A 24,566-nucleotide genomic window follows, 5' to 3' on the forward strand; every position below is an offset into this window, starting at 1 on the left:
TCACACCTCCAGCACCGACCCGTCCGGCAACACCTCCACGCCCGCCTCGCACAGCTTCGCGTGCTCCGCCGAGGTCGGGTCGAGCACCGGGTTGGTGTTGTTGAGGTGCGTGTAGACCCGCCGCACGCGGGGGTGCCGCCGCAGCTCCGGCAGGGTGTGCGTGATCGGCAGGTGCCCCATGGCCGACTGCCCGCCCGCCCGGCCGGTGGCCGTGCCCATCTCCGAGGGCGCGTAGAACGTGCCGTCCAGCAGCACGACGTCCGCCTCCGCCACCAGGTCGTCGAAACCGGGCGGCCACGCCGCGAGGCACGGTGCGTACAGCACGATGCCGCCGGTCGCCGGGTCGAACAGCCGGTACGCCACCACCCAGTGCCCGGCCACCGGAGACTCGCCCGCGTACTTGGGCCGCTTCCCGCTCACCGGGAACGCGGTCACCTCCAGACCGCCCGCCAGCACGACCGACTGCTCCGGCTCCACCTGCCGCCACGTCCACTCGGCGTACCGGTCCAGCACGGCCCGCGTGTCGGCCAACGCGTGCAGCACGGTCGCGGGCGCGTGCACCCGCAGCCCGGGTGCGCCGCGCAGCGTCATCAGGCCCAGCGAGTGGTCCAGCTCGGCGTCGGTGAGCAGCACGCCGCGCAGCGGGGTGTCCCGGGGCCCCGGGCCGGGGTCCAGGCACGCGGTCGCGGCGAGCTGGGTCCCGATGTCCGGTGACGCGTTGAGCAACCACCAGTCCGCGCCGTTCCCGCTCACGGCCAGGCAGTCCTGGGTGCGTGCGGGCAGCCTGCCCGCACGCACGCCCACGCACACCTCGCACGCGCAGTTCCACTGCGGCACGCCACCACCGGCGGCCGTGCCGAGCAGGACGACCTTCATCGCGTCACCCGGCTCGTGTTCCGAGGTCCCCCGGTGGTCACCTGACGCATGGTGAGCGCCACCGGCTCGGGGCGCGCCTCCCGGGACAGGATGAGATCCACTTCGCCGTGGTGCGGCGACAGCGAGCACACCGGGTCGGTGTTCGCGGCGTCGCCGGTCAACTGGAACGCCTGGCACCGGCAGCCGCCGAAGTCGATCTCCCGCCGCACGCACGACCGGCACGGCTCGCGCATCCAGTCGAAGCCGCGGAACGCGTTGAACGCGCCCGAGTCGTGCCAGATACCGGCCAGCGACCGGTCGCGCACGTTCTCCACGCCCAACCCCTCGATCACCCCGGCCGCGGGGCACGGCAGCACGTCGCCGTTGGGCGCGACGGTGAGCTGCCGCGCGCCCCAACCGTGCATACACGGTTTCGGGTGCGCCTCGTGGTAGTCCGCGATCACGTAGACGATCTCCATCCGCGTGGTCTCCCGCGCCCGCGCGACCGCCTCGTCCGCCCGCCGCAACTGCTCCCGCGTGGGCAGCAGCGCGGCGCGGTTGCGCAGCGCCCAGCCGTAATACTGGGTGTTGGCCAGCTCCAGCCGGTCCGCGCCCATCCGCTCGGCCAGCGCGATGATGTCGGCCACGTGGTCCAGGTTCACCCGGTGCAGCACCACGTTCACGGTCAACGGCAGCCCCGCTTGGCGGATCAGGCGGGCGGCTTCCTCCTTGTGCGTGAACGCGCGCACGCCCGCGATCCGGTTGGCGGTCGCCGGGTCGGCGTCCTGCACGGACAGCTGCACGTGGTCCACCCCGCGGCCGTGCAGGTCCGCCAAGCGCTCGGCGGTCAGCCCGAGCCCGCTGGTCACCAGGTTCACGTAACCGCCCAGCCCGGCGGCGTGGCTCACCAGTTCCGGCAAGTCCTTGCGCGCCAGCGGTTCCCCGCCGGACAGGTGGTACTGGAGCACGCCCAGCTCGCGCGCCTGGTCGAACACCGCGCACCACTCGGCGGTGTCCAGCTCGGCGGACCGGCGCACCAGCTCGACCGGGTTGGAGCAGTACCCGCACCGCAACGGGCACCGGTGGGTGAGTTCGGCGAGCAGCCCGAACGGCGCTTCAGCCATCGGTTTCCACCACCTTGCGCTCGGCCAGGCGCGTGACGAGGTCGGCCACGTCCTCCGGCCGCACCCCGTCGAAGTCCTCGGCGAGCTTCGCCGCGATACCGGTGACGGACCGGTGCCCGTCGCACAGCTCCACGACCGCCGCGGCGGTCTCGTTCAACACCAGCACGCCTTCCGGGAACAGCACGACGTGGCTGTCCCTCGTCCGGTCGTAGGAGGTCTTCACGCCCTTGCCCAGGCGTGGCACGGCATCCAGGTTCGTCCCGGGTGTGGTCATCGTCGTCCCGCTGTCCGGTCGTCGGTCCTGCCCAGCGCGTGGTAGTCGACCGCGTCGAGGATCGCCCGCAGCACGTCGCACTTGAACGCGAGCGCCGCCACCGCGGCGTCCTGCTGCTCCCTGGTCGCGCAGTTGCGCACCACCACGTCCAAAGTAGACTTCCCCTCGCCCTCGACCACCTTGAGCCGCGACGTGAAGTAGGCGAAGCCCTCCTCCGCGATCCACGGGTACCGGGCACGCATGTCCGCCAGGCGCCGCGTCATCAGACCGCGCGAGAACATCTCGGTCAGCCCGGACGCCACGCCCTCCACCCACGGCCGGTTGCGCGCGAAGTTCACGTAGGCGTCGACGGCGAACCTGGTGCCCGGCAGCACGTGCCGCTCGTCGAGCACCTCCTCGCGGCTCAGGCCGAGTGCTTCGGCCATCCGCAGCCAGTTCTCCGCGCCGCCCTCACCGGCCCGTTCACCGTCGTGCCAGATGATCCGCTCACGCCACTGCCGCCGCACGTCCGGGTCGGGGCAGTTGGCCAGGATCGCCGCGTCCTTGCGCGGTATGCACCGCTGGTAGTACCAGCGGTTCGCCGCCCACAGCTGGAGTTCGTCCTTGGACAGCTCGCCCGCGTGCAGCCTCAGGTGGAACGGGTGGCGGTCCCAGTAGCGCGTGGACAGGGCGCGGAGGCGGCCGGTGAACTCCTCCGGGGACAGCGGGTCGGCGGCACGCGGGTGATTTCGCGGTGCGGCCGGGTGTTCCTGGAGGGTCTCCGGGTCGGCTTGGTGTTCTTGGGCGGCTTGGTGTTCTTGGGTGGCTTGGTGTTCCGGCTGGAGCGGTTGGTGATCCGGCTGGAGTGGTTGGTGATCCGGCTGGAGTGGTTGGTGTTCTTGCTGAGGCGCTTGGTGTTCGCGCGGGGGTGCCTGGTGTTCGCGCGGGGGTGCTTGGTGTTCAGGGAGAAGTGCTTGGTGTTTTCGGGCGCTCGACTGGTGTTTCGCCCCGGCGAACTCCGCTTGGTGCTGGTGCGGCGGAGTGGACATGCACGCGCCTCCAAGGTTCGTGTCGTGGCCCCGTCGCCGGGGCCACGACAGCGCACATGCGTTCAGCCGCGAGCGGCGTACGCGGTGACTTCCATCGGGGTGTCGATGTCCCGGAAGTCCGGCTTCACCCAGGTGCGCTTGGGCTTGTCGACAGTCATGGCGCGACTCCTCGGATGCGTCGTGTCGGTCCGTGGGTCGGCGGCGGAAACCCCACCGTAGAGCGTCCAGCCGAGACCCGCCAGATCAAGCGGACGGGATGCCGCCGTCGGCTGTTGCCCGCTATGGGTGGTTGTGGTTGCCTTGAGAGGACCGCCGTTCCGCCGCCGTGTGACAGTGCGGACGATGGAGGCACCACATGCGTGCTCGTCTTGGCGCGGTCCTGGCCCTGACCGCGCTCGGCGCGACCCTGGTCGCACCGGCCCAGGCCGACCCCGCGCCGTTCGCGGTGCGAACCCTGGCGACCGGCCAGGACGTCCCGTGGGACTTCGGCTTCCTGCCGGACGGCAGCGGGATCTACACCGAACGCGACACCAAGAAGATCAAGAAGATCACCGGCACCGCGGTGACCACGGTGGCCACCGTGAACGATGCCGTGCCGGGCGGCGAGGGCGGCCTGCTCGGCATAGCCGTGTCACCGACCTTCGCCCAGGACAACACCGTCTACGTCTACTACACGGCCGCTTCCGACAACCGGGTCTCCCGGGTGCGCCTGGGCAACGGCGCGGTCGAGCCGATCGTCACCGGCATACCCAAGAACCGGTTCCACAACGGTGGCGGCCTCGAATTCGGCCCGGACGGCCACCTCTGGGCCACCACGGGCGACGCGGGCACCTCCGCCAACGCGCAGAACACCAACTCGTTGGCCGGCAAGGTGCTCCGGTTCACCACGACCGGTGAACCCGCACCCGGCAACCCGTTCAACAACCGGGTGTACTCGTACGGCCACCGCAACCCGCAGGGCCTCACGTGGGCCAACGGTCGCGCCTACGCCACCGAGTTCGGCAACAACCGAACCGACGAGCTGAACGCGATCGAGTCCGGCAAGAACTACGGCTGGCCCACGTGTGAAGGCCCGTGCAACGACACCCGCTTCGTGAACCCGGTGAAGTCGTGGCCGAACCGGGAAGCCGGCCCGACCGGCATCGCGTTCTACAAGAGCGCGCTGTACATCGGGGCGGTCACCGGCCGGCGGGTGTGGAAGGTCCCGGTGACCGGGACCGACCTCGGCACGCCGCAGGCGTTGTTCACCGGCTACGGCCGGGTCCGCTCGGTCGGCGCGGCGCCCGACGGCACCCTGTGGCTGGGCACGTCCAACCAGGACGGCCGCGGCACACCGGCGGCCACGGACGACCGCATCCTCAGCACGGACGGCTGACGCGGTGACCGCGGGTGCCCGGCGGGCACCCGCGGTCAGTTCATCGCCGACGGCATCCGCCGGAGCTGGTCGAGCACGGCGGGGTCCTGCAACTGCATCCACTGGATGACCTCGGTGTAGGTGGCGCACACGGTGTCCGTGCGGACGCACACCTCGCCCATGAACGCCTCGACGGCCGCGCTGAACGCGCCACCGGCCCACTCGTTGAAGTGGTTGCCGATGACCATCGGCGCGCGGTTGCCGTTGAACGCCGCCTGGTACACCGACCGGTAGGTGTCGAGCACGATCTGCGTGTACTCGCCGGGAGGGCCGGGGTCCTCCTTGGCCCCGTTCAGGGCGTACCAGAGGTTGAAGTCCATCATCACCACGTTGCGCCCCAGGGCGGGCACCCGGACCTCCGGCATGGGGAACTCCCACAAGCCGTCCTGGACGTACGGCCACGTGACGCCGAGGGTGACGTGGCTGGTGTCGTAGACCAGGTTGTGGGACCGCATGGACGGGAACGCCTGGCCCCAGTCGCCCTCCAGGCAGGGCGTGCGACCACCGCGCACGGTCGCCGGGTCCAGTCGCAGGCCCTGCTCGCGGGCGCGGTCCACGAGGGCGAAGAACTGGTCCAGCTCCCGGTCCCACTCGGCGGTGCTCCACCGGCCGACGCTGGGCTCGTCGCCCTGGCAGTAGTGGCCGTTGTAGTGGGTGCCGATCTCGTGCCCGGCGTCGAGGACGTCGTTCAGGTAGTTGATGCGGGACGCGATGTCCTGCGTCGTGCCGCCGAACCCGATGGACGAGTAGCCGGGCGTGTGCCCGGGACCGGTGTACCGCCCGCCCTGGCTGTCGGCCAGCAGGTACACGCCCGACAGCAGGCCGGTGACGTGGGCGTTGACCTGCTTGGACAGCGGCAGGACGCGGTCCCAGTGCGCCTTGGACGCCGCGCCGTCGAACGAGAACAGGACGAACTGCGGCGGCTTCTCGCCGGGCTGCATCTTGCGCATCCACCGCGGCGGCGACGCGGGCGCGGGCACGGTCGGCGCGGGCCCGCTCGGGCTCGCCGAGACCTGCGGCGCGATGGGTAGCGGTGAGGCCAGTTCACCCAGCGTGTTGTCCGGCGCCGGCTCCTGCGCACCCATCACCGCCAACACCACGAGCACCAGAGCCAACGCGACGCCCGTCGAGGCCCAACCCCTGCGCTTCACGCCTACAAGACGACGCGGAGTGTTCAAGGGTTGCGTTTCAGTGACCGGAGTGGCCGCGGACACTGGAAGGCCGCGGGTGCTGGAGCGGTGTGGGTGTTGGAGTGGTGTGGGTGTTGGAGTGGTGTGGGTGTTGGAGTGGTGTGGGTGCTGGAGGGCCGCGGGTGCTGGAGTGGCCGAGGAGGGAGTTACTGGAGCGGTGTGGCCACTACGACCCGGTTCTCCTCGTACCCGGTCGCACCCCCGACCCACCGACCGCCGCAGGTCACGAGAACCAACCGGTGCCCCCCGCGCGGCCCGAAAAGCTCGACGGCGCGTTGCGGCAGCTCGTCCTTGCGGATGGTGAGGACCTGAGCGACCCGGAACCGGAACGTCTTGCCGGTGGTGTCCACGACCGTCACCTCCTGGTCGGCCGCGCTGCGCCACAACTCGTCGAACGGCCCGGTGACGCCCCGCCAGTTCACGTGCCCGGCGAGCACGGTCGCGCCCTCGGCCGCCGCCAGGTCGACACCCCACCACGTCGCCTCGCCGACGCCGTCCGGCACGGGCAGCACGCCGTCCGCGGTCACCTCGGCACGCACGAGCGTCGCCAGACCGCCCTCGGGGAGCTTCACCGTGCCGGGGGCCTGGGTGGGAGGAGGAGGGGGAGGAGGAGGTGGTGGTTCAGAGCTGGGCGAGGCCGGCGGGTTCGACCCGGCAGGCAGGCCCGCCAGGTCCACGCCCCGACCCGACGACATGCTGTCGCCGAGCGGGAACGGCACCACCGCCGCACCGGGCCGCGGCGCGCCGGGGACCACCTCGGGAGAAGGGGTGAAAGCGAGCGTGGCGGCGGCGAGCACCGCCGCCACCGCCACACCCGTCACGAGCGCCCTGGCCGTCACGCGCGGGCTGCCGCCCGCCGCCGGGCCACGAAGCCGACCAGCGCCGCGCCCAGCAGCGCCACGCCGCCGAACCCGATCAACGCGCCCGGCGCGACCTTCGTGTCGAACGACGCGCGGGCCACCACGCCCGAGCCCTCGGCACCCGCCGGCACCGTGATCGGCACGATGACCTTGTTGGGTTTGTTGGTCAGGGCCAGCGCGAGCGTCTGCCCGGGTTCGACCTTCCCGCACGCCTTGGTCGGCGTGTTCGGGTCGAAGTTCTCCTCGTAGCCGCGTGCCGCGGCGACTTCCACGATGCAGATCTCCTGCGGTGTGCGCAGGTCGGGCACGACGACCGTGCCGTCGTCACCGGTCTGGAGCACGATCGGCTTGCCGTCCGGGCCGGTGAGCGGCGCGTCGTCCTGCTTCAACGCCGGTGCCGCGCCGTCCGCCGCGGTGACCCGGAGCGCCACGCCCGCGATCCCCTTGGCGGTGTCGGTGTCGGTCTTCGCGACCTTCACCACACCCGGCTGGGTCCGGGCCACCGCCGACGCCTCGGCCGTGAGCCGCTTCTCACCACCGGTGGTGACGATCCGCTGCATGTCGGCGTTGCCCGGCACGTGCACCACCGGCCGGTCCGCCGGGCTGTCCAGGCGCACCCGGAACGTCGGCTTGGCACCGGTCGGCACGACCTTCAGCGACAACGCCCTGCCGTCCGCGGGCGTGCGCAGCTCGGCCGTGGTCTTGCCGTCCTCCAGCGTGGCCTGCTCCAGCTCGACGGTCACCGGCACGTCGCCGACCAGCTTGCCGTCGACCTTGGCGACGTCCACCGTCCAGGCTTCCGGCGTGCCGATGAGCTGCTCCTTCTCCGGAGCGGTGACCTTCGCCGTCCACGGACCGCGGTTGGCCTCGGCGTCCTTGCGCAGCCGCTCGACGGCGTCCTTGGTCGACTGCTCCAGCCGCTGGTAGTGGAACTCCTCGTTGTAGGCGATGTGGCGGAAGTCGCTGCTCGGGTCCAGCGAGATCGCCGACGCGCCGCTGCCGTGCGGGTACGCCGTCCACGAGTGCAGGAGGTGCGCCAGCGCGGCGGCCTCGTCCCGCGTCGGGTTGGTCGTGTAGCGCAGCAGGAGGTACGAGATGTTCGCGGCGACCTCGGGCGACAGCGCCTCACCCGCCTTGGTCCTCAGCTCGTCGCGGTCCCGGTATTCCTCGGTGCTGTCGGGCGCGAGCAGCGAGTATTCGACGCACCAGACGTGCCTGCCCTGCCACTTGTACGACCCGAGCCAGTCGGTGTTGGTGCGTTTGCCCAGGTAGCCCTGGGCTTCTGTGGTGTAGCCGATACCTTCCTCGACCTGGGCGCTGGATGTCGCGGGAACGGCGAGCAGAGCTGCACCGGTCGCGAGCAACGCGCCGGCGAGTCGTCTCCAACCCATGTTTTATTACCCCTCGGGCACGTCCGGACGAGCTGCCGGGGGAGAGCCTTACGGTTCGGCACGCCGACGGGCAAGACACCGACGGAGTGGGAGTTGCGACTACGCTCCGCAGCTGGGGCCGTGGGTTTGCGATCGACGGCCCGAGTAAAGTCTGTTTTACCCGACGGGAACCGATCGACTCGTGTGGTCGTTGAACCCCGTGACGGCGTCGAAACGCCACAGGAGGACGAGGTGCGTACCACCAGCAACCCCGCGTTCCGCAACCTGCCGACCGGCGGCGGTTACGGTAGTTACGCGGGCTTCGGCCAGCAGTACGAGGCGCAGCAGTACGGCGGCTACCAGACCGCGCCGCCGACCACCGGCGAGCGCCCCATCACCATCGACGACGTGGTCACCAAGACCGCGATCACCCTGGCCACCACCCTGGGCGTCGGTGTCATCTCGGCGTGGCTGGTGCTGTCCGGCCAGGTCAAGCCGTTCGCGTTGATGATCCCGGGCCTCATCGTCGGCCTGATCGTGTCGTTGGTCATCATCTTCAAGCGCACCCCGAGCGCGCCGCTCGTGATGACCTACGCGGTCGCGGAGGGCGTGTTCCTCGGCGCGATCACCGGCGTGTTCGAGGGAGCGTTCAAGGGCATCGCCTGGCAGGCGATCCTGGGCACGTTCGGCGTGTTCCTCGCCATGCTCGTGGTGTACAAGACGGGCGCGATCCGCGTCACGCCGCGCCTGACCAAGTGGATCATCGGCGCCACGGTCGGCGTGGCCGTGCTGATGCTCGGCAACCTGCTGCTCGGGTTGTTCGGCGTCAACATGGGCCTGCGTGACGGCGGCACGCTCGCCATCGTGTTCAGCCTGGTCGTGATCGGCATCGCGGCGTTCAACTTCCTGCTGGACTTCGAGGCCGCCAACGAGATGATCCGCTCCGGCGTCCCGGCCAAGTGGGCGTGGTGGGCCGCGTTCGGCCTCATGACGACGCTGGTGTGGCTGTACCTGGAGATCCTGCGGCTGCTGTCGTACTTGCAGCGGGACTGACGCGGGGGAGTTCACGGACGGGCGTCCGGCCTTTGGGTCGGGCGTCCGTTTTTGTTTCGGCGTGTTGGTTGCGGAGAGTGGTGGGGTGGGGGCGCGGTGGGGTGGTTCCCGGGGGAGTACCCGAAGGGGTAAAAGCGTCCTCGCCGGACTGGCAGACCGCCAAGGATGACGATCAAGGGCGGGCTGCGTGTCATCCCCGTATGGCCTGGTCAAGACAACCACCCTCGTTCCCAGGGCGCAAACGAAGTGCGTGTTTGCGCCCTGGGAACGAGCGCGGTTCGCTGGCGCGCAGGCCATACGGGGATGACACGCAGCGGGGCCGGGTGTGTGCTGGCGCGTGCTGTGAGTGGGGCGGCGCGTGCTGTGAGTGGGGCGGCGCGTCACAGTTCGGGGGAGTGGGACGTCCCTTACTTGTGGAGTAGGGAGGTCGTTTCCGATGCCGTACGTGTGGTGGCACAGCGAGTGCGACTCGCTGTGCCACGCCTTTTCGACCCAGCAGGTCGTGGTGGACCGCTACGAGGCTGCCTGTATGCGGTACGTGCCGCCGGACCTGCTGTTACGGGAGGCCACTGGGCCGTTGTGCGTTCCCTGCCTCCTGCGGGTCGGTCAGCTCAACCGCTCGATCACCATCGCCATGCCCTGACCGCCGCCCACGCACATGGTCTCCAGGCCGAACTGCTTGTCGTGGAACTGGAGGGAGTTGATCAGCGTGGTGGTGATGCGCGCGCCCGTCATGCCGAAGGGGTGGCCGACGGCGATGGCACCGCCGTTGACGTTCAGCCTGTCCAGGTCGATGCCCAGCTCCTGGTAGGACGGGATGACCTGGGCGGCGAACGCCTCGTTGATCTCGACCAGGTCGATGTCCCCGATGGTCATGCCGGCGCGGGACAGGGCCTGCTTCGACGCCTCCACCGGGCCGAGCCCCATGATTTCCGGGGACAGGGCCGAGACGCCGGTGCTGACGATGCGCGCCAGCGGCGTGATGCCGAGTTCCTCCGCCTTCGTGTCGCTCATGATCACCAGGGCCGCGGCGCCGTCGTTGAGCGGGCAGCAGTTGCCCGCGGTGACGCGGCCGTCGGGGCGGAACACGGGCTTGAGGCCGGCTACGCCCTCGTAGGTCACGCCGGGGCGGGGGCCGTCATCGGCCTGCACGACGGTGCCGTCCGGCAACGTCACCGGGGTGATCTCGCGCGCCCAGAAGCCGTTCGCGATGGCCTTCTCCGCCAGGTTCTGCGAACGGACGCCGAAGTGGTCCATCTCCTCGCGGGACACGCCCTTGGCCAGGGCCAGGTTCTCCGCGGTCTGGCCCATGGCGATGTAGATGTCGGGCAGCACGCCCGCGTCACGCGGGTCGGTCCACGTGTCCGCGCCCTGCTCCGCCGTGGTCCGGGTGCGCTCCTCCGCCTCCGCGAACAGGGGGTTGTGGGTGTCCGGCCAGCTGTCGGAACTGCCGCGGCCGAAGCGGGACACGGTTTCCACGCCGGCGCTGATGAAGACGTCGCCCTCGCCGGCCTTGATCGCGTGCAGGGCCATGCGGGTCGTCTGCACGCTGGACGCGCAGTACCGCGTCACGGTGGTGCCCGGCAGGCGGTCGTGGCCGGCGAGCACCGCCACTACGCGTGCCATGTTGAAGCCCTGCTCGCCGCCGGGCAGACCGCAGCCCAGCATGAGGTCGTCGATGTCGTTCGGGTCGAGCTGCGGCACCTTCGCCAGGGCCGCCCGGAGCACCTGCACGGTCAGGTCGTCCGGGCGGACGCCCTTGAGCGAGCCCTTGCCCGCCCGGCCGATCGGCGACCTGGCAGCGGAGACGATCACGGCCTCAGGCATTACGGAACTCCTTTGTATCGCCGCAACGTTGCCTTGAGCCTAGTTAACGCCTGTTCAGCGGGTGAGCGGTGCTTGCTGTGTGCGGTTGTTGAGGGTGGTTGCTGTGAGTGTCTGGCTAGCGGTTGCTGTGGGTGTCTTCCAGGGCCGCGTGTAGCGGGGCCAGGAGGATGGATGTCGCCGCCTCGTAGCCGGCCGCGCTGGGGTGGAAGCGGTCGCCGCTGAAGAAGTCCTCGTTGCGGGCGGTGAACTCGGCGCCCAGCAAGTCGCCCAGGGCCACGGGGGTGCCACCCGCCTTCCGCACGGCGATCCGTTGTGCCCGTGCCAGGCGCAGGCTCCAGGCACGGGCTACCGCGCGCAGCGGCTGGGCGATGGGGCGCACCGAGCCGAGGTCCGGGCACGTGCCGACGACGACGCCCACGCCCGCTCGGCGCAGCCGCTGCACCTCTACTCCCAGCAAGGCCGCGGCGACGCGGACCGGTGTTCGGGTGGTCACGTCGTTCGCCCCGATGACGATCAGGGCGACGTCCGGCGGGTCCAGCAGCGCCCGGGACACCTGGGGCGCCAGGTCGCGGGTCGTGGAACCGCTGATGGCGCAGGTCGTCAGGCGGACCGGGCGGCCGGTCTCCTCCGCCAGCCCCCTGGCCAGCAGCACGCCCGGCAGGTCGGCGGGGTCGTCGACGCCCAGACCCGCCGCTACGGAATCACCCACTACGGCGAACCGCACCGGTCGGCCGTCGCCCCCGCCGTGCACGCCGTCCCCGTTCGGCGGCGGGGCCACCGGCACGCCGATCACCACCCGCGCGCGTTTCGACTGCGTCGTGAACAGGCCGTATGCCACGCCGGTCAGCCCACCGAGGGCCGCCGCGGCGAGCACTGCCGGACTCCACTTCCCCATGTGCACCTCCCCTGAGGTCAATCGTCCGGTGGGACGCGTTGATTACGTCCATACGCGCGTGGGACCGCAACAAGTACGCTTTGCAAGTCATCTCGCGCAGTGGGAAGGAACTCGTCGGTGGAGTACGTCGAGAGCGTCGTGGACCTGGTCGGCAACACGCCGCTCGTGAAGCTGAACAAGGTTGCCGAAGGGCTCCGGCCGCTCATCCTGGCCAAGGTCGAGTACCTGAACCCCGGCGGCAGCGTGAAGGACCGCATCGCGCTGCGCATGGTGGAGGCGGCGGAGCGGTCGGGCGAGTTGCGTCCCGGCGGGACGATCGTGGAGCCCACGTCCGGCAACACGGGCGTCGGCCTCGCGCTGGTGGCCCAGCTGAAGGGCTACAAGTGCGTCTTCGTCTGCCCGGACAAGGTCAGCGTGGACAAGCGCAACGTGCTCAAGGCGTACGGCGCCGAGGTCGTGGTGTGCCCGACCGCGGTGGCGCCGGAGCACCCGGACTCCTACTACAACGTGTCGGACCGGCTGGTCGCCGAGATCCCCGGCGCGTGGAAGCCCAACCAGTACGCCAACCAGGAGAACCCGGCGAGCCACTACCACGGCACCGGCCCCGAGGTGTGGCGGCAGACCGAGGGCCGCGTCACGCACTTCGTCGCGGGCGTCGGCACCGGCGGCACGATCTCCGGCACCGGCCGCTACCTCAAGGAGGTGTCCGGGGGCCGCGTGCAGATCGTCGGCGCGGACCCGGAGGGCTCCGTCTACTCCGGCGGCTCCGGCCGGCCCTACCTGGTGGAGGGCGTCGGCGAGGACTTCTGGCCGGACGCGTACGACCGCCAGGTCTGCGACCGGGTCGTGGCCGTGTCGGACAAGGACTCCTTCGACCTCACCCGCCGCCTCGCCCGCGAGGAGGGCCTGCTGGTCGGCGGGTCGTGCGGGATGGCGGTCGCGGCGGCGCTGCGGGTCGCCGAGGACTGCGGCCCGGACGACGTGATCGTGGTGCTGCTGCCCGACGGCGGCCGGGGTTACCTGTCGAGCGTGTTCAACGACAAGTGGATGGCGCAGTACGGCTTCCTGTCGCCCGACACGTCCGGCGCGTCCGTCGGCGACGTGTTGCGCCGCAAGGACGGCACCATGCCGGACCTGGTGCACGGCCACCCCAACGAGACGGTCGCCGAAGCGGTGGCGATCATGCGTGAGTACGGCGTGTCCCAGATGCCCGTGGTCAACGCCGAACCCCCGGTGATGGCGGCCGAGGTGGCGGGCGCGGTCAACGAGCGGGACCTGCTGGACGCCCTGTTCACCGGCAAGGCGAAGCTCACCGACCGGCTCGACTCGCACATGTCGTTGAAGCTGCCGACCATCGGCTCCGGCGAGTCGATCAGCGCGGCCATGCAGGCGCTGGCCGCCGCGGACGGCGCGCTGGTGCTCGACGACGGCAAGCCGGCGGGTGTGGTGACCCGGCAGGACATCCTGGGTTTCCTCGCCGGTCGCCGGTGACGGCGGATTCCCCGGTTGCCGCAGGCGGGCGGGGTCTGATCCGCTAGCGTTGGCCCCCGACGCACACGCCTACGGCCCACGCCAAGGGGGTTGGAAACTCCGATGAACGCCCCGCAGCCGCCAGAGAACCAGCAGTTCGGCGGCCCAAACCAGCAGGAGCAGGGGCAGGGCGCCCAGCCTCCCAGCGCCGACGCGACGCAGGTCGTGCCCGGCGGCGGGCAGAACCCCGTGTTCCCGCCGCCGGAAGCGACCCAGGTCGTGCCGTCCTCGGGGTCGCAACCGGCGGTGAACCCGGACGCGACGCAGGTCGTGCCGCCGTCGGCCACGCAGCAGCCGAGCCAGTTCGGGCAGCCGTCCGCGTCGGGCGGTTTCCCCGCGCAGCCGGCCGTCTCCGGCGGTTTCCCGGCCCAGCAGCCGCCCGCGTACGGGCAGCCGCCCCAGCAGTTCGGCCAGCCGGCGCAGCAGTTCGGGCAGCCGCCGCAGCCGCCGGCGTACGGGGCCAACCCGTACGCGCAGCAGCAGCAACAGCCCTACGTGGCGAACCCGTACGCCCAGCAGCAGCCCTGGGGCGCGCAGCAGCCCGCTTACGGCCGACCCGCCACGCCTCCTCCGGCCGGCGGCTACGCCGAGTGGGGCACCCGCGCCCTGGGCGCGCTGGTCGACTACATCGCGCCCGGTGTCGTGGTGGCGATCCTCGTGATCGTCGGCTCGGCCACCGGTGACCCGACGATCGCCCTCGTGCTCAGCGGTATCGGCTACGTCGCGCAGCTCGGCTGGCTCATCTACAACTCGTGGTACCTCGCGGGCACCACGGGCCAGTCGTACGGCAAGAAGATCGCCAAGATCAAGCTGATCAAGGAGGAGACCGGGCAGCCGATCGGCTTCGGCAACGCGTTCGTCCGGTACCTGTGCCACTTCGTCGACTCGCTGGTGTGCCTGGTCGGCTGGTTCGCGCCGCTGTGGGACGTCAAGAAGCAGACCTGGGCCGACAAGATCATGGGCACGGTCGTCGTCAACGCGCCCGACACCGGCCTGCCGGGCGGCGGCTACCCCGGCGTGACCAGGCAGGCCAACCCGTACGCCCCGCAGCCGCAGCAGGGTTACGGCGCGCCGCAGTCCAACCCGTACGGTCAGCCGCAGCAGCAGCCCAACCCCTACGGTCAGCAGCCGCCGCAGCAGTGGTGAGCACGTGAACCACCGAGGCCGTCCGGGCGTCCGGGCGGCCTCGGCGCGTTCCCGGGGCCCGCTCTAGGCTTGCGCCATGACGGACACCGGCCACTACGGTTTCGCGACCAGGGCTATCCACGCCGGGCAGGAACCCGACCCCACCACGGGATCGGTGATCGTGCCCATCCACGCGACCTCGACCTACGCCCAGGACGGCGTGGGCGGGCTGCGTGGCGGCTTCGAATACTCGCGCACCGGCAACCCCACCCGCACCGCGCTGGAGGAGTGCCTGGCGGCCCTCGAAGGCGGTCGGCACGGGCGTGCGTTCGCCTCGGGCATGGGCGCCACCGACGCGGCCCTGCGGGCGATGTGCCGTCCCGGTGACCACGTGGTCATCCCCAACGACGCCTACGGCGGCACGTTCCGGCTCATCGACAAGGTGTTCGCCCACTGGGGCGTCGAGCACACGCCCGTGCCGCTGTCCGACGTGGACGCGGTCCGCGCCGCGATCCGGCCCAACACCAAGGTCGTCTGGGTCGAGACGCCGACCAACCCGCTGCTCAACATCGCCGACATCGCCCTGCTCGCGCAGGTCGCGCACTCGGCGGGCGCGCGGCTCGTGGTGGACAACACGTTCGCCTCGCCCTACCTCCAGAGCCCGTTGGCGCTCGGCGCGGACGTGGTGCTGCACTCCACCACCAAGTACGTCGGCGGCCACTCCGACGTGGTCGGCGGCGCGCTGGTCACCTCCGACGACGAGCTGGACGCCGAGTTCGGCTTCCTCCAGAACGGCGCGGGCGCGGTGCCCGGCCCGTTCGACGCGTGGCTCACCCTGCGCGGCATCAAGACCCTCCAGGTGCGCATGGAGAAGCACTCGGACAACGCCGAGCTGGTCGCGGCGGCGCTCCAGCGGCACCCGAAGGTCACCTCGGTGCTCTACCCGGGCCTGCCCGAGCACCCCGGTCACGAGGTGGCGGCCAAGCAGATGCGCCGGTTCGGCGGCATGATCTCGTTCACCGTCGAGGGCGGCGAGGAGGCGGCGCTGCGGGTCTGCTCGCGCACGCGGCTGTTCACGCTGGCCGAATCGCTGGGCGGCGTCGAGTCGCTGATCGAGCACCCCGGCCGGATGACGCACGCCAGCACGGCCGGGTCGCTGCTCCAGGTGCCGGACGACCTGATCCGGATCTCCGTCGGCATCGAGTCCGGCGACGACCTGGTGGCCGACCTGCTGGCGGCCCTGGACTGAACCGCGCGGCGGGGCCAGGTGCGTCAGCGGCCGTAGCGGACGGCGGCGCGTTCCCTGGCCTTCGCGGCCTCGACCTCGCGGTCCCGCGGCGGCGCCTTCGTCACGAGGGATTCCAGCAGCACGCGGGTCGCCTCGGCGACCGCCTCGACGGCGGCGTCGAACGCCTCCTGGTTCGCGGCGGACGGGTGCGTCGACCCGCTGACCTTGCGCACGTACTGGACCGCCGCGGCCCGGACCTCGTCCTCGGTGGCGGGCGGCTCGAAGTTGTGGAGCACCCGGATGTTTCGGCACATGGCACCACTATCGCCGAAGTCAGGGCTGGACGTCGTACCGGGAGTTCTCCACCCGCTTCGGCACGGTCGGCAGGTGCACGTCGTCGACGCAGCCGCCGACGAACTCCACCACGCCGTCGCGCTCGACGAACCGGCCCGCGTCGGCGCACCCCGCGTGGGCCACGGTGAAGAAGGCCGCACCGGTCAGCACCACGGCCGTGGCCACCGCCCCGACGAGCGGGACCACCCCGGTGACCCGTCGCGCGAGCGCCATGCCACCTCCCCGGGTGAATGCTGCGTGAAACGTCGCCCCCACCGAGCGTACCGGTCCGACGCGGCGCGGTGACCCCTCGGACGCGCGAAAGGCCGGCCCGGGGCACCCGGACCGGCCTGCGCGCCGCACGGCGTCAGAGGTTGCCCCGACGCTCCTGCTCGCGCTCGATCGCCTCGAAGAGGGCCTTGAAGTTGCCCTTGCCGAAGCCCAGCGAACCGTGCCGCTCGATCAGCTCGTAGAACACGGTCGGGCGGTCGCCGATCGGCTTGGTGAAGATCTGGAGCAGGTAGCCGTCCTCGTCGCGGTCGACCAGGATGCGGTGCTCCTTCAGGACCTCGATCGGCACGCGCACCTCGCCGATGCGGGCCCGCAGCTCCGGGTCGTCGTAGTACGAGTCCGGGGTCTCCAGGAACTCGACGCCGGCCGCGCGCATCGCCGTCAGGGTGGCGACGATGTCGTTGGTGGCGAGCGCGATGTGCTGCACGCCCGCGCCCTCGTAGAACTCCAGGTACTCGTCGATCTGCGACTTGCGCTTGGCCACCGCGGGCTCGTTGAGCGGGAACTTCACCCGGTGGTTGCCGTTGGACACCACCTTGCTCATCAGCGCCGAGTAGTCGGTGGCGATGTCGTCGCCGATGAACTCCGCCATGTTCACGAAGCCCATGACGCGGTTGTACCACTCGACCCAGTAGTCCATCTTGCCGAGTTCGACGTTGCCCACGCAGTGGTCCACCGCCTGGAACAGCCGCTTCGGCGCGCCCTCGGGCCGGACGACGGTGCTCTCCCTGGCCACGTAACCCGGCAGGTAGGGGCCGGTGTAGCGGGAGCGGTCGATCAGCGTGTGGCGGGTCTCGCCGTAGGTCTTGATCGCGGCGCGGCGGACCACGCCGTGCTCGTCCTCGACGTCGTGCGGCTCTTCGAGCACGGTGGCGCCCTGCGCGCGGGCGTGCTCGATGCACTTGTCGACGTCGGCGACCTCCAGCGCGAGGTCCACGACGCCGTCGCCGTGCCTGCGGTGGTGGTCGAGCAGCGGGCTGTCCGGCTGGACGCCGCCGTTGATCACGAACCGCGCCGAACCCGACTTCAGGACGAAGGACTTGTGGTCCCGCTGCCCGGTTTCCGGACCGGCGTAGGCGACGAGCTGCATCCCGAAGGCGACCTGGTAGAACCACGCGGTCTGGGTCGCGTTGCCGACCACGAAGACCACGGCGTCCATGGAGCGGACCGGGAACGGGTCCCGCGTCCCGTCGTAGTCGACCAGACCCACGAGCTGGCGGAGCTGGTCGTAGCTCACGTCGTCAAGCTGCTGCGTCATGCGTCACAGCATGTGCGGCGTTATGCAGGGTGAGCAACAGTCTCGTTTTCTGCTGGTCAAGTTGTACAGTGGATCGTGGTCAACGACGGACAAGCTGAACACTCTGACCAGGTCGTGGACGGGTTGGACGCCCGCCTGCTCCTGCTGCTGACGGACGAACCGCGGCTGGGCGTGCTGGAGTGCTCGCGGCGGCTCGGCGTGGCGCGCGGCACCGTGCAGGCCCGCCTCGACCGCCTGACGGCGCGGGGCGTGCTCACCGGTTTCCCGCCCGCCCTCGACCTCGCCGCGATGGGCTACGGGCTGACCGCGTTCGCCGTGCTGGAGATCGCGCAGGGCAGGCGGCAGGAGGTCTCCGACGGCCTGGCCGCCATCAACGAGGTGTGCGAGGTGCACGCGACGACGGGCCAGGGCGACCTGTTCGTGCGCGTGGTGGCCCGCTCGAACGCCGACCTCCAACGGGTGATCGACTCCATCGTGGACGTGCCGGGCGTGCAGCGGCTGTCCACCTCGATCGCCCTGTCCACGCCCGTGCCGCCACGCGTGCGCCCGCTGCTGGAGCGCATCCCCTGAACACGTGGGAGGGGCGGCCACCCGCGGTGGCCGCCCCTCCGGTGTCCGTGGGATCAGCCCGCGTAGGGCACCGCCTTGATCAGCGTCACCTTCATGGTGCTGCCGCTGGGCAGCTCGTACTCGCGGGTCTCGCCGTCCTTCGCGCCGTTGAGGGCCTTGCCCAGCGGGGACGAGGGGGAGTAGACCTCCAGCGAGCCGTGCGCGCCCTCCTCGCGGGTGGCGAGCAGGAACTCCTCGGTCTCGTCGTCACCTTCGTAACGCACCGTGAGCACCATGCCGGGGGCGGCCACACCTGCGACGGTGGGCGCCTCGCCGACCTTGGCGACCCTCAGCAGCTCCTGGAGCTGGCGGATGCGGGCCTCCTGCTTGCCCTGCTCCTCGCGCGCGGCGTGGTAACCGCCGTTCTCGCGGAGGTCGCCCTCCTCGCGGCGAGCGTTGATCTCCGCGGCGATGACCGGGCGATTCTCGATCATCTCGTCCAGCTCCGCCTTGAGCCGGTCGTAGGCCTCCTGGGTCAGCCAGGTCACCTCAGTGTCGCTCACGGTCACCAACTCCTCGTCTTGCTCCAGGCCCGCGCGCGGGCTGGTAGTTCCCGGGCGCACGCGCCCGGAACGGAAAAACACGGCCCGCGTCGGGGCCGTGCTGAAAGGCCAGAGTAACACGCGTACAACGCTGAGCTATCGCGTTTTGTTCCGCCGACGGCCGCTGAACGCGCAGATCACCCGCTTGGCCGCTACCTCGTGGACAGGTAGGCCGGGACCTGGTAAGAGCAGCCGAACACCTCACCGGTGGTCGGTGGTTTCGACGTCCGGACCACGGTCGTCGCGTGCACGGCGCCACCGCCGGGCGCCACCAGCACCTCGCGCCTGCCCGCCTCGTCACCGTCGTCCGAGCGCGCGCGCACGATGCACACCACCGGCTGATCGGGTGTCTCGCGGACCACCTCGAACGTGATCTCCACCGAGTCGGGGCCGAGGATTTCGAACGCCGTCTGCTTCGCCTCGACGGGTTGCGCGCCGAGGTTGCGGTAACCGACCCACGCCACCACGGCGCCCACGAGCACCGCGACCACGGGCAGTGACCACCGGGTCCACCGGGGCAGGGCGCGGCGCGGCTTGCCGTAACGACCCTCCGGCAGTGCCACTTGCCAACACCTCTTCACCCGTGGGGAACAATGGCGCTCGATAACCACGTTGAGTGTCGCAGGGGCCGCGGTGGTCCTGTCCGGCAGGGGCCAAGGAGGACCACGTCCGTCATGGTTGAGCAGTTGCGCCTGATGGCGGTGCACGCGCACCCCGACGACGAGTCGAGCAAGGGCGCCGCCACGATGGCGCGCTACATCGCCGAGGGTCACGAGGTGATGGTCGTGACCTGCACGGGGGGCGAGGCGGGCAGCATCCTGAACCCCGCGATGGACCGACCCGACGTGCTGGAGAACATGGCGGAGATCCGCCGCGGCGAGATGGCGCGTGCCGCCGAGATCCTCGGCATCCAGCACCGCTGGCTGGGTTTCGTCGACTCGGGGCTGCCCGAGGGCGACCCGCTGCCGCCGCTGCCGGAGGGCTGCTTCGCGCTGGTGCCGCTGGAGGAGTCCGTCCCGCCGCTGGTCCGCGCGATCCGCGAGTTCCGCCCGCACGTGGTCGTCACCTACGACGAGAACGGCGGCTACCCGCACCCGGACCACATCCGGTGCCACGAGGTGTCGGTCGCGGCGTTCGACGCGGCGGGCGACCCGGAGCGGTACCCGGCCGAGGGCGAGCCGTGGCAGCCGCTGAAGCTGTACTACTCGCACGGGTTCTCCCGCGCGAAGCTGCTGGCGTTCCACGAGGCGCTGACCGAGGCCGGCCTGGAGTCGCCCTACGACGAGTGGCTGAAGAACTGGGACGCCGACCAGCCCGACGTGATCGAGCGCGTCACCACGCGCGTCGAGTGCGCCGACTACTTCCCCGTGCGCGATGAGGCCCTCAAGGCGCATGCTACCCAGATCGACCCGACGAGCCGCTGGTTCGCCGTGCCGCTGGAGATGCAGCGGGAGGTGTGGCCGACCGAGGAGTACGAACTCGCGCGGTCCCTGGTCGACAGCACGTTGCCCGAGGACGACCTGTTCGCGGGCGTTCGGGAGAAGGTGACGGCGTGAACCCGGTCCCGTGGGACCAGACGACCGCGATGGTGCTGGTGCAGCCCTCGACCACCAAGGACCCCGGTGGTCAGCAGGAGGACTTCGGCAAGTCCTCCCCGGTGGGCCTGCTGCTGCTGGTGCTGTTCTTCGTGGCGGTCTTCTTCCTGGTCCGCTCGATGAACAAGCACCTGCGCAAGCTGCCCGCCTCGTTCGACCAGGCGGAGCAGCCGGAGGAGGGCAAGAAGAAGACGGGCGCCTAGGGCCTGTCCTTCGAGCGCGGGGCAGGCCGCGGTCGGGTGGGGCCGCTGACTGTCAGGCAGGCTCCCGGGAAGTTCCGTGAGACGAAGGCGCGCCCTGGCGCGGGTACCAGGCGCGCCGGGCGGGTACCGACACCACCTCGCGCTCGGGGTAGCGCAGCGCGCTGAGCCGTCCGCCGAACACGCACCCCGTGTCCAGGCACAGGGTCCCGTTGAGCCATCGGGCCTCCTCGACCGGCGTGTGTCCATAGAGGACGGTCGCTGCCCCGCGGTACTCCTCCGCCCACGGGTGCCGGACGGGGAAGCCACGCGCGTCCACCTCGCCCGTGGTGCGCCCCCACACGGCCAGGCCACGCATCCGGGCGGACTCCACGCCGTGGTAGCGCTCGGGCAGGCCCGCGTGCGCGACCACCAGCCGGCCGCCGTCCAGCACGTAGTGCGGCACCAGGGCGTCGCAGAACTCCAGCACGTCCCGCCGGAACCCGTCCGACTCGCCCGCCAGTTGGGCCAACGACTTCTCCAGGCCGTGCCGGACGGTCACCTCCCGCCCGCGCAGCGCCCGCACCAGCTTGTCCTCGTGGTTGCCGCGCACCACCCGCGCCGTGCCCGCCGCCACCATGCCCATCACCAGGCGCAGCACGGCGGGCGTGCCCGGACCCCGGTCCACCAGGTCGCCGAGGAACACCGCCGTTCGGCCGTCCGGGTGGTGCGCGCCGTCCGGCTCGACGTGCCAACCCAGTTCACGCAGCAGGTGGACCAGTTCGGTGTGGCACCCGTGCACGTCGCCGACCACGTCGAACGGTCCGGTCTCGTGGCGCAGGTCGTGGGGCGGGCGTTCGGCTGGGTGCACACCACCAGTCTGGCCGACCGGTAGTGCCGCCGGACCCGATTTACTGTGGAGCCATGACGAACCGGCTCGCGTCCGCGACCAGCCCGTACCTGCTCCAGCACGCCGACAACCCGGTGCACTGGCACCCGTGGTCGCCGGAGGCGTTCGCCGAGGCGCGGGAACGGGGTGTCCCGGTGCTGCTGTCGGTGGGGTACGCGGCCTGCCACTGGTGCCACGTGATGGCGCACGAGTCGTTCGAGGACCCGGAGACCGCGGCGTACATGAACGAGCACTTCGTCAACGTCAAGGTCGACCGCGAGGAGCGCCCCGACGTGGACGCGGTGTACATGGCGGTGACGCAGGCGTTGAGCGGTCAGGGCGGGTGGCCGATGACGTGCTTCCTGACGCCCGACGGTGAGCCGTTCTACGCGGGCACCTACTACCCGCCCGAGCCGCACCCGGGCATCCCGTCGTTCCGGCAGGTGCTGGAGGCGATCGAGCACGCGTGGCGCGAGCAGGGCGCCGAGGTGCGCGCGTCGGCGGCGGACATCGTGCGGCAGCTCGCGGTCAAACCGCTGCCGCAGTCCACTGTGGACGAAGACGTGCTGGACGGCGCGGTGGTGTCGTTGCTCGGCCACTACGACCGGGCCAACGGCGGATTCGGTGGTGCGCCGAAGTTCCCGCCGTCGATGGTGCTGGAGTTCCTGCTGCGCCACCACGAGCGCACCGGTTCCGTGCAGGCGTTGTCGATGGCGCGTGCGACGTGCGACGCCATGGCGACCGGCGGGCTCTACGACCAGCTCGGTGGCGGTTTCGCGCGGTACAGCGTGGATGCCGGCTGGGTCGTGCCGCACTTCGAGAAGATGTTGTACGACAACGCTTTGCTGCTGCGGGTGTACGCGCACCTGAGCCGGCGTGACGAGTCGGCGCGGTACCGGCGGGTGGTGCGCGGGACCGCCGAGTTCCTGCTGCGCTCGCTGGGCACGGCGGAGGGCGGGTTCGCCGCGTCGCTGGACGCCGACACGGACGGCGTGGAGGGCGCGACGTACGTGTGGACGCCGGCGCAGCTCGCCGAGGTGCTGGGCCCGGTGGAGGGCGCGCGGGCGGCCGTGCGGTACGGCGTGACGCCGGAGGGCACGTTCGAGCAAGGCGCGTCCACGCTGCGGTTGCTCGGCGAGCCCGAGCCGGAGGTGGAGGCCGCGTTGCTGGCGGCCCGCGAGCGGCGGCCCCAGCCGGGCCGGGACGACAAGGTGGTGACCGCGTGGAACGGGCTCGCCGTCGCGGCCCTGGCCGAGGCCGGTTCGGTGTTCGGCGAGCCGCGCTGGGTGGCGGCGGCCGTGCGGGCGGCGGAGCTGCTGCTGGACGTGCACCTGGTCGGCGAGCGGTTGTTGCGCACGTCGCGGGACGGCGTGGCGGGTACCGCGGCGGGCGTGCTGGAGGACTACGGCTGCTTCGCGGACGGCCTGCTGGCGCTGCACCAGGCGACCGGCGAGCCGCGGTGGCTGGACGCCGCGTGCGGGTTGCTGGACACGGCGCTGGCGCGGTTCGCGGGCGAGGAGCCGGGTGCCTACTACGACACCGCGGACGACGCGGAGGCGTTGGTGCAGCGGCCGGCCGACCCGTCCGACAACGCCACCCCGGCGGGCGCGTCGGCGTTGGCGTCGGCGTTGCTGACGGCGTCCGTGCTGGGCGCGCCGCGGCAGGCGGAGTACCGGGCGGCGGCCGAGGCGGCCGTGTCCAGGGCCGGCCTGCTGGCCGCCCGCGAGCCGCGGTTCGCCGGGCAGTGGCTGGCCGTCGCCGAGGCGTTGGCGCTCGGGCCCGTGCAGGTGGCGGTGGTCGGCGTGGCGCCGGAACTGGTGTCGACGGCGTGGCGCGGCGTGCACGGCGGCGGCGTGGTCGTGGCGGGTGAGCCGGGCGCCGCGCCGCTGCTCGCCGACCGGCCGCTGGTCGGCGGCGAACCGGCGGCCTACGTGTGCCGGGGCTACGTGTGCGACCGCCCGGTCACCACGACCGCCGAACTGGTAGAGGCGCTGGGTCGGTAGTGTTCGAGGGCCGGGAGATCATGACCATCTCGTACGACATCACGTGGGATCTCGACCCGGCGGCGCCGACGTTCCGCGGTCGGACGTCCGTGCGCTTCAAGGGAACGCGTGCCTACGCCGAGCTGTCGGCGGTGTCGTTGCGCGAGGCGTTGCTGAACGGGTGGCACGTGCCGTGGGACGGCGCGCGGCTGGCGCTCGACGTGGACGGCGTGCTGGAGGTCGACGCCGATTTCGCCTACCACCGCGACCGCGGCTTCCGCCGGGTCGAGGTCGACGGCGCGACGTACCTGTACGCGTTGCACTACCCGGATTCGGCGGGGTGGACGTTCCCGTGCGTCGACCAGACCACGCGCAGCCGCGTGAACCTGACCGTCGACGCGCCGGGCGTGGTGCTCACCAACAGCACCGCCGCCCCGATCCCGCCCTACACGATCACCGCCGCGGTCGGGCCGTGGGTGGAGGTCGGGGAGGGCGTGCACGTGATGCGGTCGCGTGCGGGCGAGCGCGACCGGGGTCGGGTGGTGTCGCGGCTGATCGAGGACTCGGTCGCGTTCTTCGAATCGGTGCTGGGCGTGCCGTACCCGTACGAGAAGTGCGACGCGGTGTTCGTGCCGGAATTCCCGCACCTCGCCTTCTCGTCCCCGGGCTTGATCATGTTCGACGACGCGGTGTTCGACGCGTTGGCCACGCGTGAACCGAAGTACGCCGCCACGGTGCTCAGCCACGAGGTCGCGCACGCGTGGTCGGGGAACCTGGTGAACGCCGAGCCGTGGCTGGTGGAGGCGTTGGCGACGTACCTGAGCAGGTTGGCGACGGAGCAGTTCGTGCCCGGTGTCGACCCGTGGGCGATACCGGAGAACACCCCTTGGCCGGATCGGCCTTACGTGCCGCACTTGGCGCACGTGCGGGCCGTGGAGGACACCATGGGGCGGGAGACGCTGTTATCGGGGTTATCGACGTTCCTGAGCCGTTATGCGCACACCAACGCGGGGTGGGCGGAGTTGAAGGCGTGCCTGAGCGAGTAGGGCGCACATCGCCGGTCGGCACGGCCCGACCTCCGGCCTTCGCCGTCCTGACCCCCGGCGCCGCAGCCG

The 24,566-nt window shown here is 71.2% G+C and carries 26 protein-coding genes and 1 pseudogene; 11 read left to right on the forward strand and 16 right to left on the reverse strand.

Translation table 11 applies throughout. The annotated features are described in order from the left end of the window. From pqqB to pqqA, 5 genes are all read right to left on the reverse strand, one after another. A complete protein-coding gene (gene pqqB / locus KZQ38_RS18440; protein WP_219443341.1) occupies positions 1-876 on the reverse strand; it encodes a pyrroloquinoline quinone biosynthesis protein PqqB in 876 nt (291 codons plus the stop codon). After that, positions 873-1,979, reverse strand: a complete 1,107-nt coding sequence (pqqE, locus tag KZQ38_RS18445) for a pyrroloquinoline quinone biosynthesis protein PqqE (RefSeq protein ID WP_219443342.1) — start codon at positions 1,977-1,979, stop codon at positions 873-875. The genes pqqB and pqqE overlap by 4 nt, the downstream gene beginning before the upstream one ends. Continuing rightward, positions 1,972-2,253 carry a pyrroloquinoline quinone biosynthesis peptide chaperone PqqD gene (gene pqqD, locus KZQ38_RS18450; RefSeq protein WP_219443343.1) on the reverse strand — a complete coding sequence of 94 codons (282 nt, stop codon included), beginning with the start codon at positions 2,251-2,253 and terminating at the stop codon, positions 1,972-1,974. Before pqqD ends, pqqE begins: the two co-directional genes overlap by 8 nt. Then, a complete protein-coding gene (gene pqqC / locus KZQ38_RS18455; RefSeq protein ID WP_219443546.1) occupies positions 2,250-2,957 on the reverse strand; it encodes a pyrroloquinoline-quinone synthase PqqC in 708 nt (235 codons plus the stop codon). The genes pqqD and pqqC overlap by 4 nt, the downstream gene beginning before the upstream one ends. Before the next feature lie 386 nt (positions 2,958-3,343). Further along, positions 3,344-3,439, reverse strand: coding sequence for a pyrroloquinoline quinone precursor peptide PqqA (pqqA, locus tag KZQ38_RS18460; RefSeq protein ID WP_219443344.1), 96 nt, complete (start codon positions 3,437-3,439; stop codon positions 3,344-3,346). A 197-nt stretch (positions 3,440-3,636) separates the two neighbouring features. On the opposite strand from pqqA, the gene KZQ38_RS18465 reads away from it, so the two are divergent. After that, a complete protein-coding gene (locus KZQ38_RS18465) occupies positions 3,637-4,656 on the forward strand; it encodes a PQQ-dependent sugar dehydrogenase (protein WP_219443345.1) in 1,020 nt (339 codons plus the stop codon). Positions 4,657-4,691: 35 nt separating this feature from the next. On the opposite strand, the gene KZQ38_RS18470 is transcribed toward KZQ38_RS18465, so the two are convergent. The 3 genes from KZQ38_RS18470 to KZQ38_RS18480 form a co-directional block, all read right to left on the reverse strand. Continuing rightward, positions 4,692-5,846 (reverse strand): polysaccharide deacetylase family protein, encoded by a 1,155-nt coding sequence (locus KZQ38_RS18470; RefSeq protein ID WP_219443346.1) that lies wholly within the window; start codon positions 5,844-5,846, stop codon positions 4,692-4,694. Between the two features lie 185 nt (positions 5,847-6,031). Continuing rightward, positions 6,032-6,724 (reverse strand): class F sortase, encoded by a 693-nt coding sequence (locus tag KZQ38_RS37155; protein WP_308258459.1) that lies wholly within the window; start codon positions 6,722-6,724, stop codon positions 6,032-6,034. After that, on the reverse strand, positions 6,721-8,136 hold the full coding sequence (locus tag KZQ38_RS18480; protein WP_219443347.1) for an MSCRAMM family protein: 1,416 nt from the start codon (positions 8,134-8,136) through the stop codon (positions 6,721-6,723). The genes KZQ38_RS37155 and KZQ38_RS18480 overlap by 4 nt, the downstream gene beginning before the upstream one ends. Before the next feature lie 231 nt (positions 8,137-8,367). On the opposite strand from KZQ38_RS18480, the gene KZQ38_RS18485 reads away from it, so the two are divergent. Then, positions 8,368-9,168 (forward strand): Bax inhibitor-1/YccA family protein, encoded by an 801-nt coding sequence (locus KZQ38_RS18485; RefSeq protein WP_219443348.1) that lies wholly within the window; start codon positions 8,368-8,370, stop codon positions 9,166-9,168. 436 nt (positions 9,169-9,604) lie between these two features. Continuing rightward, positions 9,605-9,811, forward strand: coding sequence for a hypothetical protein (locus KZQ38_RS18490; RefSeq protein ID WP_219443349.1), 207 nt, complete (start codon positions 9,605-9,607; stop codon positions 9,809-9,811). Here KZQ38_RS18490 and KZQ38_RS18495 read toward each other — a convergent pair. Further along, positions 9,775-10,995 (reverse strand): acetyl-CoA C-acetyltransferase, encoded by a 1,221-nt coding sequence (locus KZQ38_RS18495; protein ID WP_219443350.1) that lies wholly within the window; start codon positions 10,993-10,995, stop codon positions 9,775-9,777. The two genes, KZQ38_RS18490 and KZQ38_RS18495, sit on opposite strands and share 37 nt — an antisense overlap. A 115-nt stretch (positions 10,996-11,110) precedes the next feature. Further along, positions 11,111-11,890, reverse strand: coding sequence for an SGNH/GDSL hydrolase family protein (locus tag KZQ38_RS18500; protein ID WP_219443351.1), 780 nt, complete (start codon positions 11,888-11,890; stop codon positions 11,111-11,113). 117 nt (positions 11,891-12,007) lie between these two features. Between KZQ38_RS18500 and KZQ38_RS18505 the strand changes: the two genes are divergently transcribed. From KZQ38_RS18505 to KZQ38_RS18515, 3 genes are all read left to right on the forward strand, one after another. After that, entirely contained in the window at positions 12,008-13,381 is a 1,374-nt protein-coding gene (locus KZQ38_RS18505) for a cystathionine beta-synthase (RefSeq protein WP_219443352.1), read from the forward strand. 102 nt (positions 13,382-13,483) lie between these two features. Continuing rightward, a complete protein-coding gene (locus KZQ38_RS37160; protein ID WP_219443353.1) occupies positions 13,484-14,566 on the forward strand; it encodes an RDD family protein in 1,083 nt (360 codons plus the stop codon). A 76-nt stretch (positions 14,567-14,642) separates the two neighbouring features. Beyond that, entirely contained in the window at positions 14,643-15,794 is a 1,152-nt protein-coding gene (locus tag KZQ38_RS18515; RefSeq protein ID WP_219443354.1) for a cystathionine gamma-synthase, read from the forward strand. Between the two features lie 23 nt (positions 15,795-15,817). On the opposite strand, the gene KZQ38_RS18520 is transcribed toward KZQ38_RS18515, so the two are convergent. From KZQ38_RS18520 to hppD, 3 genes are all read right to left on the reverse strand, one after another. Beyond that, the gene (locus tag KZQ38_RS18520) at positions 15,818-16,087 is read right to left on the reverse strand and encodes a DUF2277 domain-containing protein (RefSeq protein ID WP_219443355.1); all 270 of its coding nucleotides are present in this window, start codon (positions 16,085-16,087) and stop codon (positions 15,818-15,820) included. Between the two features lie 19 nt (positions 16,088-16,106). Then, the gene (locus KZQ38_RS18525) at positions 16,107-16,340 is read right to left on the reverse strand and encodes a hypothetical protein (RefSeq protein ID WP_219443356.1); all 234 of its coding nucleotides are present in this window, start codon (positions 16,338-16,340) and stop codon (positions 16,107-16,109) included. A 133-nt stretch (positions 16,341-16,473) separates the two neighbouring features. After that, a complete protein-coding gene (gene hppD / locus KZQ38_RS18530; RefSeq protein WP_219443357.1) occupies positions 16,474-17,655 on the reverse strand; it encodes a 4-hydroxyphenylpyruvate dioxygenase in 1,182 nt (393 codons plus the stop codon). Positions 17,656-17,730: 75 nt separating this feature from the next. Here hppD and KZQ38_RS18535 point away from each other — a divergent pair, with 75 nt between their 5' ends. After that, on the forward strand, positions 17,731-18,225 hold the full coding sequence (locus KZQ38_RS18535) for an Lrp/AsnC family transcriptional regulator (RefSeq protein WP_219443358.1): 495 nt from the start codon (positions 17,731-17,733) through the stop codon (positions 18,223-18,225). 53 nt (positions 18,226-18,278) lie between these two features. On the opposite strand, the gene greA is transcribed toward KZQ38_RS18535, so the two are convergent. Together greA and KZQ38_RS18545 are read right to left on the reverse strand one after the other, a co-directional pair. Continuing rightward, a complete protein-coding gene (gene greA, locus KZQ38_RS18540; protein ID WP_219443548.1) occupies positions 18,279-18,776 on the reverse strand; it encodes a transcription elongation factor GreA in 498 nt (165 codons plus the stop codon). 182 nt (positions 18,777-18,958) lie between these two features. Then, the gene (locus KZQ38_RS18545) at positions 18,959-19,369 is read right to left on the reverse strand and encodes a DUF4307 domain-containing protein (RefSeq protein ID WP_219443359.1); all 411 of its coding nucleotides are present in this window, start codon (positions 19,367-19,369) and stop codon (positions 18,959-18,961) included. 111 nt (positions 19,370-19,480) lie between these two features. Between KZQ38_RS18545 and mca the strand changes: the two genes are divergently transcribed. Together mca and KZQ38_RS18555 are read left to right on the forward strand one after the other, a co-directional pair. After that, complete coding sequence (gene mca / locus KZQ38_RS18550) at positions 19,481-20,362, forward strand: mycothiol conjugate amidase Mca (RefSeq protein ID WP_219443360.1); 882 nt, start codon at positions 19,481-19,483, stop codon at positions 20,360-20,362. Between the two features lie 29 nt (positions 20,363-20,391). After that, positions 20,392-20,604, forward strand: a complete 213-nt coding sequence (locus tag KZQ38_RS18555) for a hypothetical protein (protein ID WP_219443549.1) — start codon at positions 20,392-20,394, stop codon at positions 20,602-20,604. A 55-nt stretch (positions 20,605-20,659) separates the two neighbouring features. Here KZQ38_RS18555 and KZQ38_RS18560 read toward each other — a convergent pair. Then, a pseudogene (locus KZQ38_RS18560) lies at positions 20,660-21,427 on the reverse strand (metallophosphoesterase); the annotation flags it as partial. A gap of 77 nt (positions 21,428-21,504) precedes the next feature. Between KZQ38_RS18560 and KZQ38_RS18565 the strand changes: the two are divergent. Beyond that, a complete protein-coding gene (locus KZQ38_RS18565) occupies positions 21,505-23,472 on the forward strand; it encodes a thioredoxin domain-containing protein (RefSeq protein ID WP_219443362.1) in 1,968 nt (655 codons plus the stop codon). Positions 23,473-23,492: 20 nt separating this feature from the next. Continuing rightward, entirely contained in the window at positions 23,493-24,497 is a 1,005-nt protein-coding gene (locus tag KZQ38_RS18570) for a M1 family aminopeptidase (RefSeq protein WP_219443363.1), read from the forward strand. The last annotated feature ends 69 nt before the right edge of the window (positions 24,498-24,566 follow it).

This window comes from Saccharothrix obliqua (assembly GCF_019375475.1).
GTDB classification, from domain to species: Bacteria; Actinomycetota; Actinomycetes; order Mycobacteriales; family Pseudonocardiaceae; genus Actinosynnema; species Actinosynnema obliqua.

Coding starts and splice junctions, on each gene's coding strand:
- pqqB (WP_219443341.1), bottom strand. CDS start 876: ATGAAGGTCGTCCTGCTCGGCACGGCCGCCGGTGGTGGCGTGCCGCAG.
- pqqE (WP_219443342.1), bottom strand. CDS start 1,979: ATGGCTGAAGCGCCGTTCGGGCTGCTCGCCGAACTCACCCACCGGTGC.
- pqqD (WP_219443343.1), bottom strand. CDS start 2,253: ATGACCACACCCGGGACGAACCTGGATGCCGTGCCACGCCTGGGCAAG.
- pqqA (WP_219443344.1), bottom strand. CDS start 3,439: ATGACTGTCGACAAGCCCAAGCGCACCTGGGTGAAGCCGGACTTCCGG.
- KZQ38_RS18465 (WP_219443345.1), top strand. CDS start 3,637: ATGCGTGCTCGTCTTGGCGCGGTCCTGGCCCTGACCGCGCTCGGCGCG.
- KZQ38_RS18480 (WP_219443347.1), bottom strand. CDS start 8,136: ATGGGTTGGAGACGACTCGCCGGCGCGTTGCTCGCGACCGGTGCAGCT.
- KZQ38_RS18490 (WP_219443349.1), top strand. CDS start 9,605: ATGCCGTACGTGTGGTGGCACAGCGAGTGCGACTCGCTGTGCCACGCC.
- KZQ38_RS18495 (WP_219443350.1), bottom strand. CDS start 10,995: ATGCCTGAGGCCGTGATCGTCTCCGCTGCCAGGTCGCCGATCGGCCGG.
- KZQ38_RS18500 (WP_219443351.1), bottom strand. CDS start 11,890: ATGGGGAAGTGGAGTCCGGCAGTGCTCGCCGCGGCGGCCCTCGGTGGG.
- KZQ38_RS37160 (WP_219443353.1), top strand. CDS start 13,484: ATGAACGCCCCGCAGCCGCCAGAGAACCAGCAGTTCGGCGGCCCAAAC.
- KZQ38_RS18515 (WP_219443354.1), top strand. CDS start 14,643: ATGACGGACACCGGCCACTACGGTTTCGCGACCAGGGCTATCCACGCC.
- KZQ38_RS18520 (WP_219443355.1), bottom strand. CDS start 16,087: ATGTGCCGAAACATCCGGGTGCTCCACAACTTCGAGCCGCCCGCCACC.
- KZQ38_RS18525 (WP_219443356.1), bottom strand. CDS start 16,340: ATGGCGCTCGCGCGACGGGTCACCGGGGTGGTCCCGCTCGTCGGGGCG.
- hppD (WP_219443357.1), bottom strand. CDS start 17,655: ATGACGCAGCAGCTTGACGACGTGAGCTACGACCAGCTCCGCCAGCTC.
- mca (WP_219443360.1), top strand. CDS start 19,481: ATGGTTGAGCAGTTGCGCCTGATGGCGGTGCACGCGCACCCCGACGAC.
- KZQ38_RS18555 (WP_219443549.1), top strand. CDS start 20,392: ATGGTGCTGGTGCAGCCCTCGACCACCAAGGACCCCGGTGGTCAGCAG.
- KZQ38_RS18565 (WP_219443362.1), top strand. CDS start 21,505: ATGACGAACCGGCTCGCGTCCGCGACCAGCCCGTACCTGCTCCAGCAC.
- KZQ38_RS18570 (WP_219443363.1), top strand. CDS start 23,493: ATGACCATCTCGTACGACATCACGTGGGATCTCGACCCGGCGGCGCCG.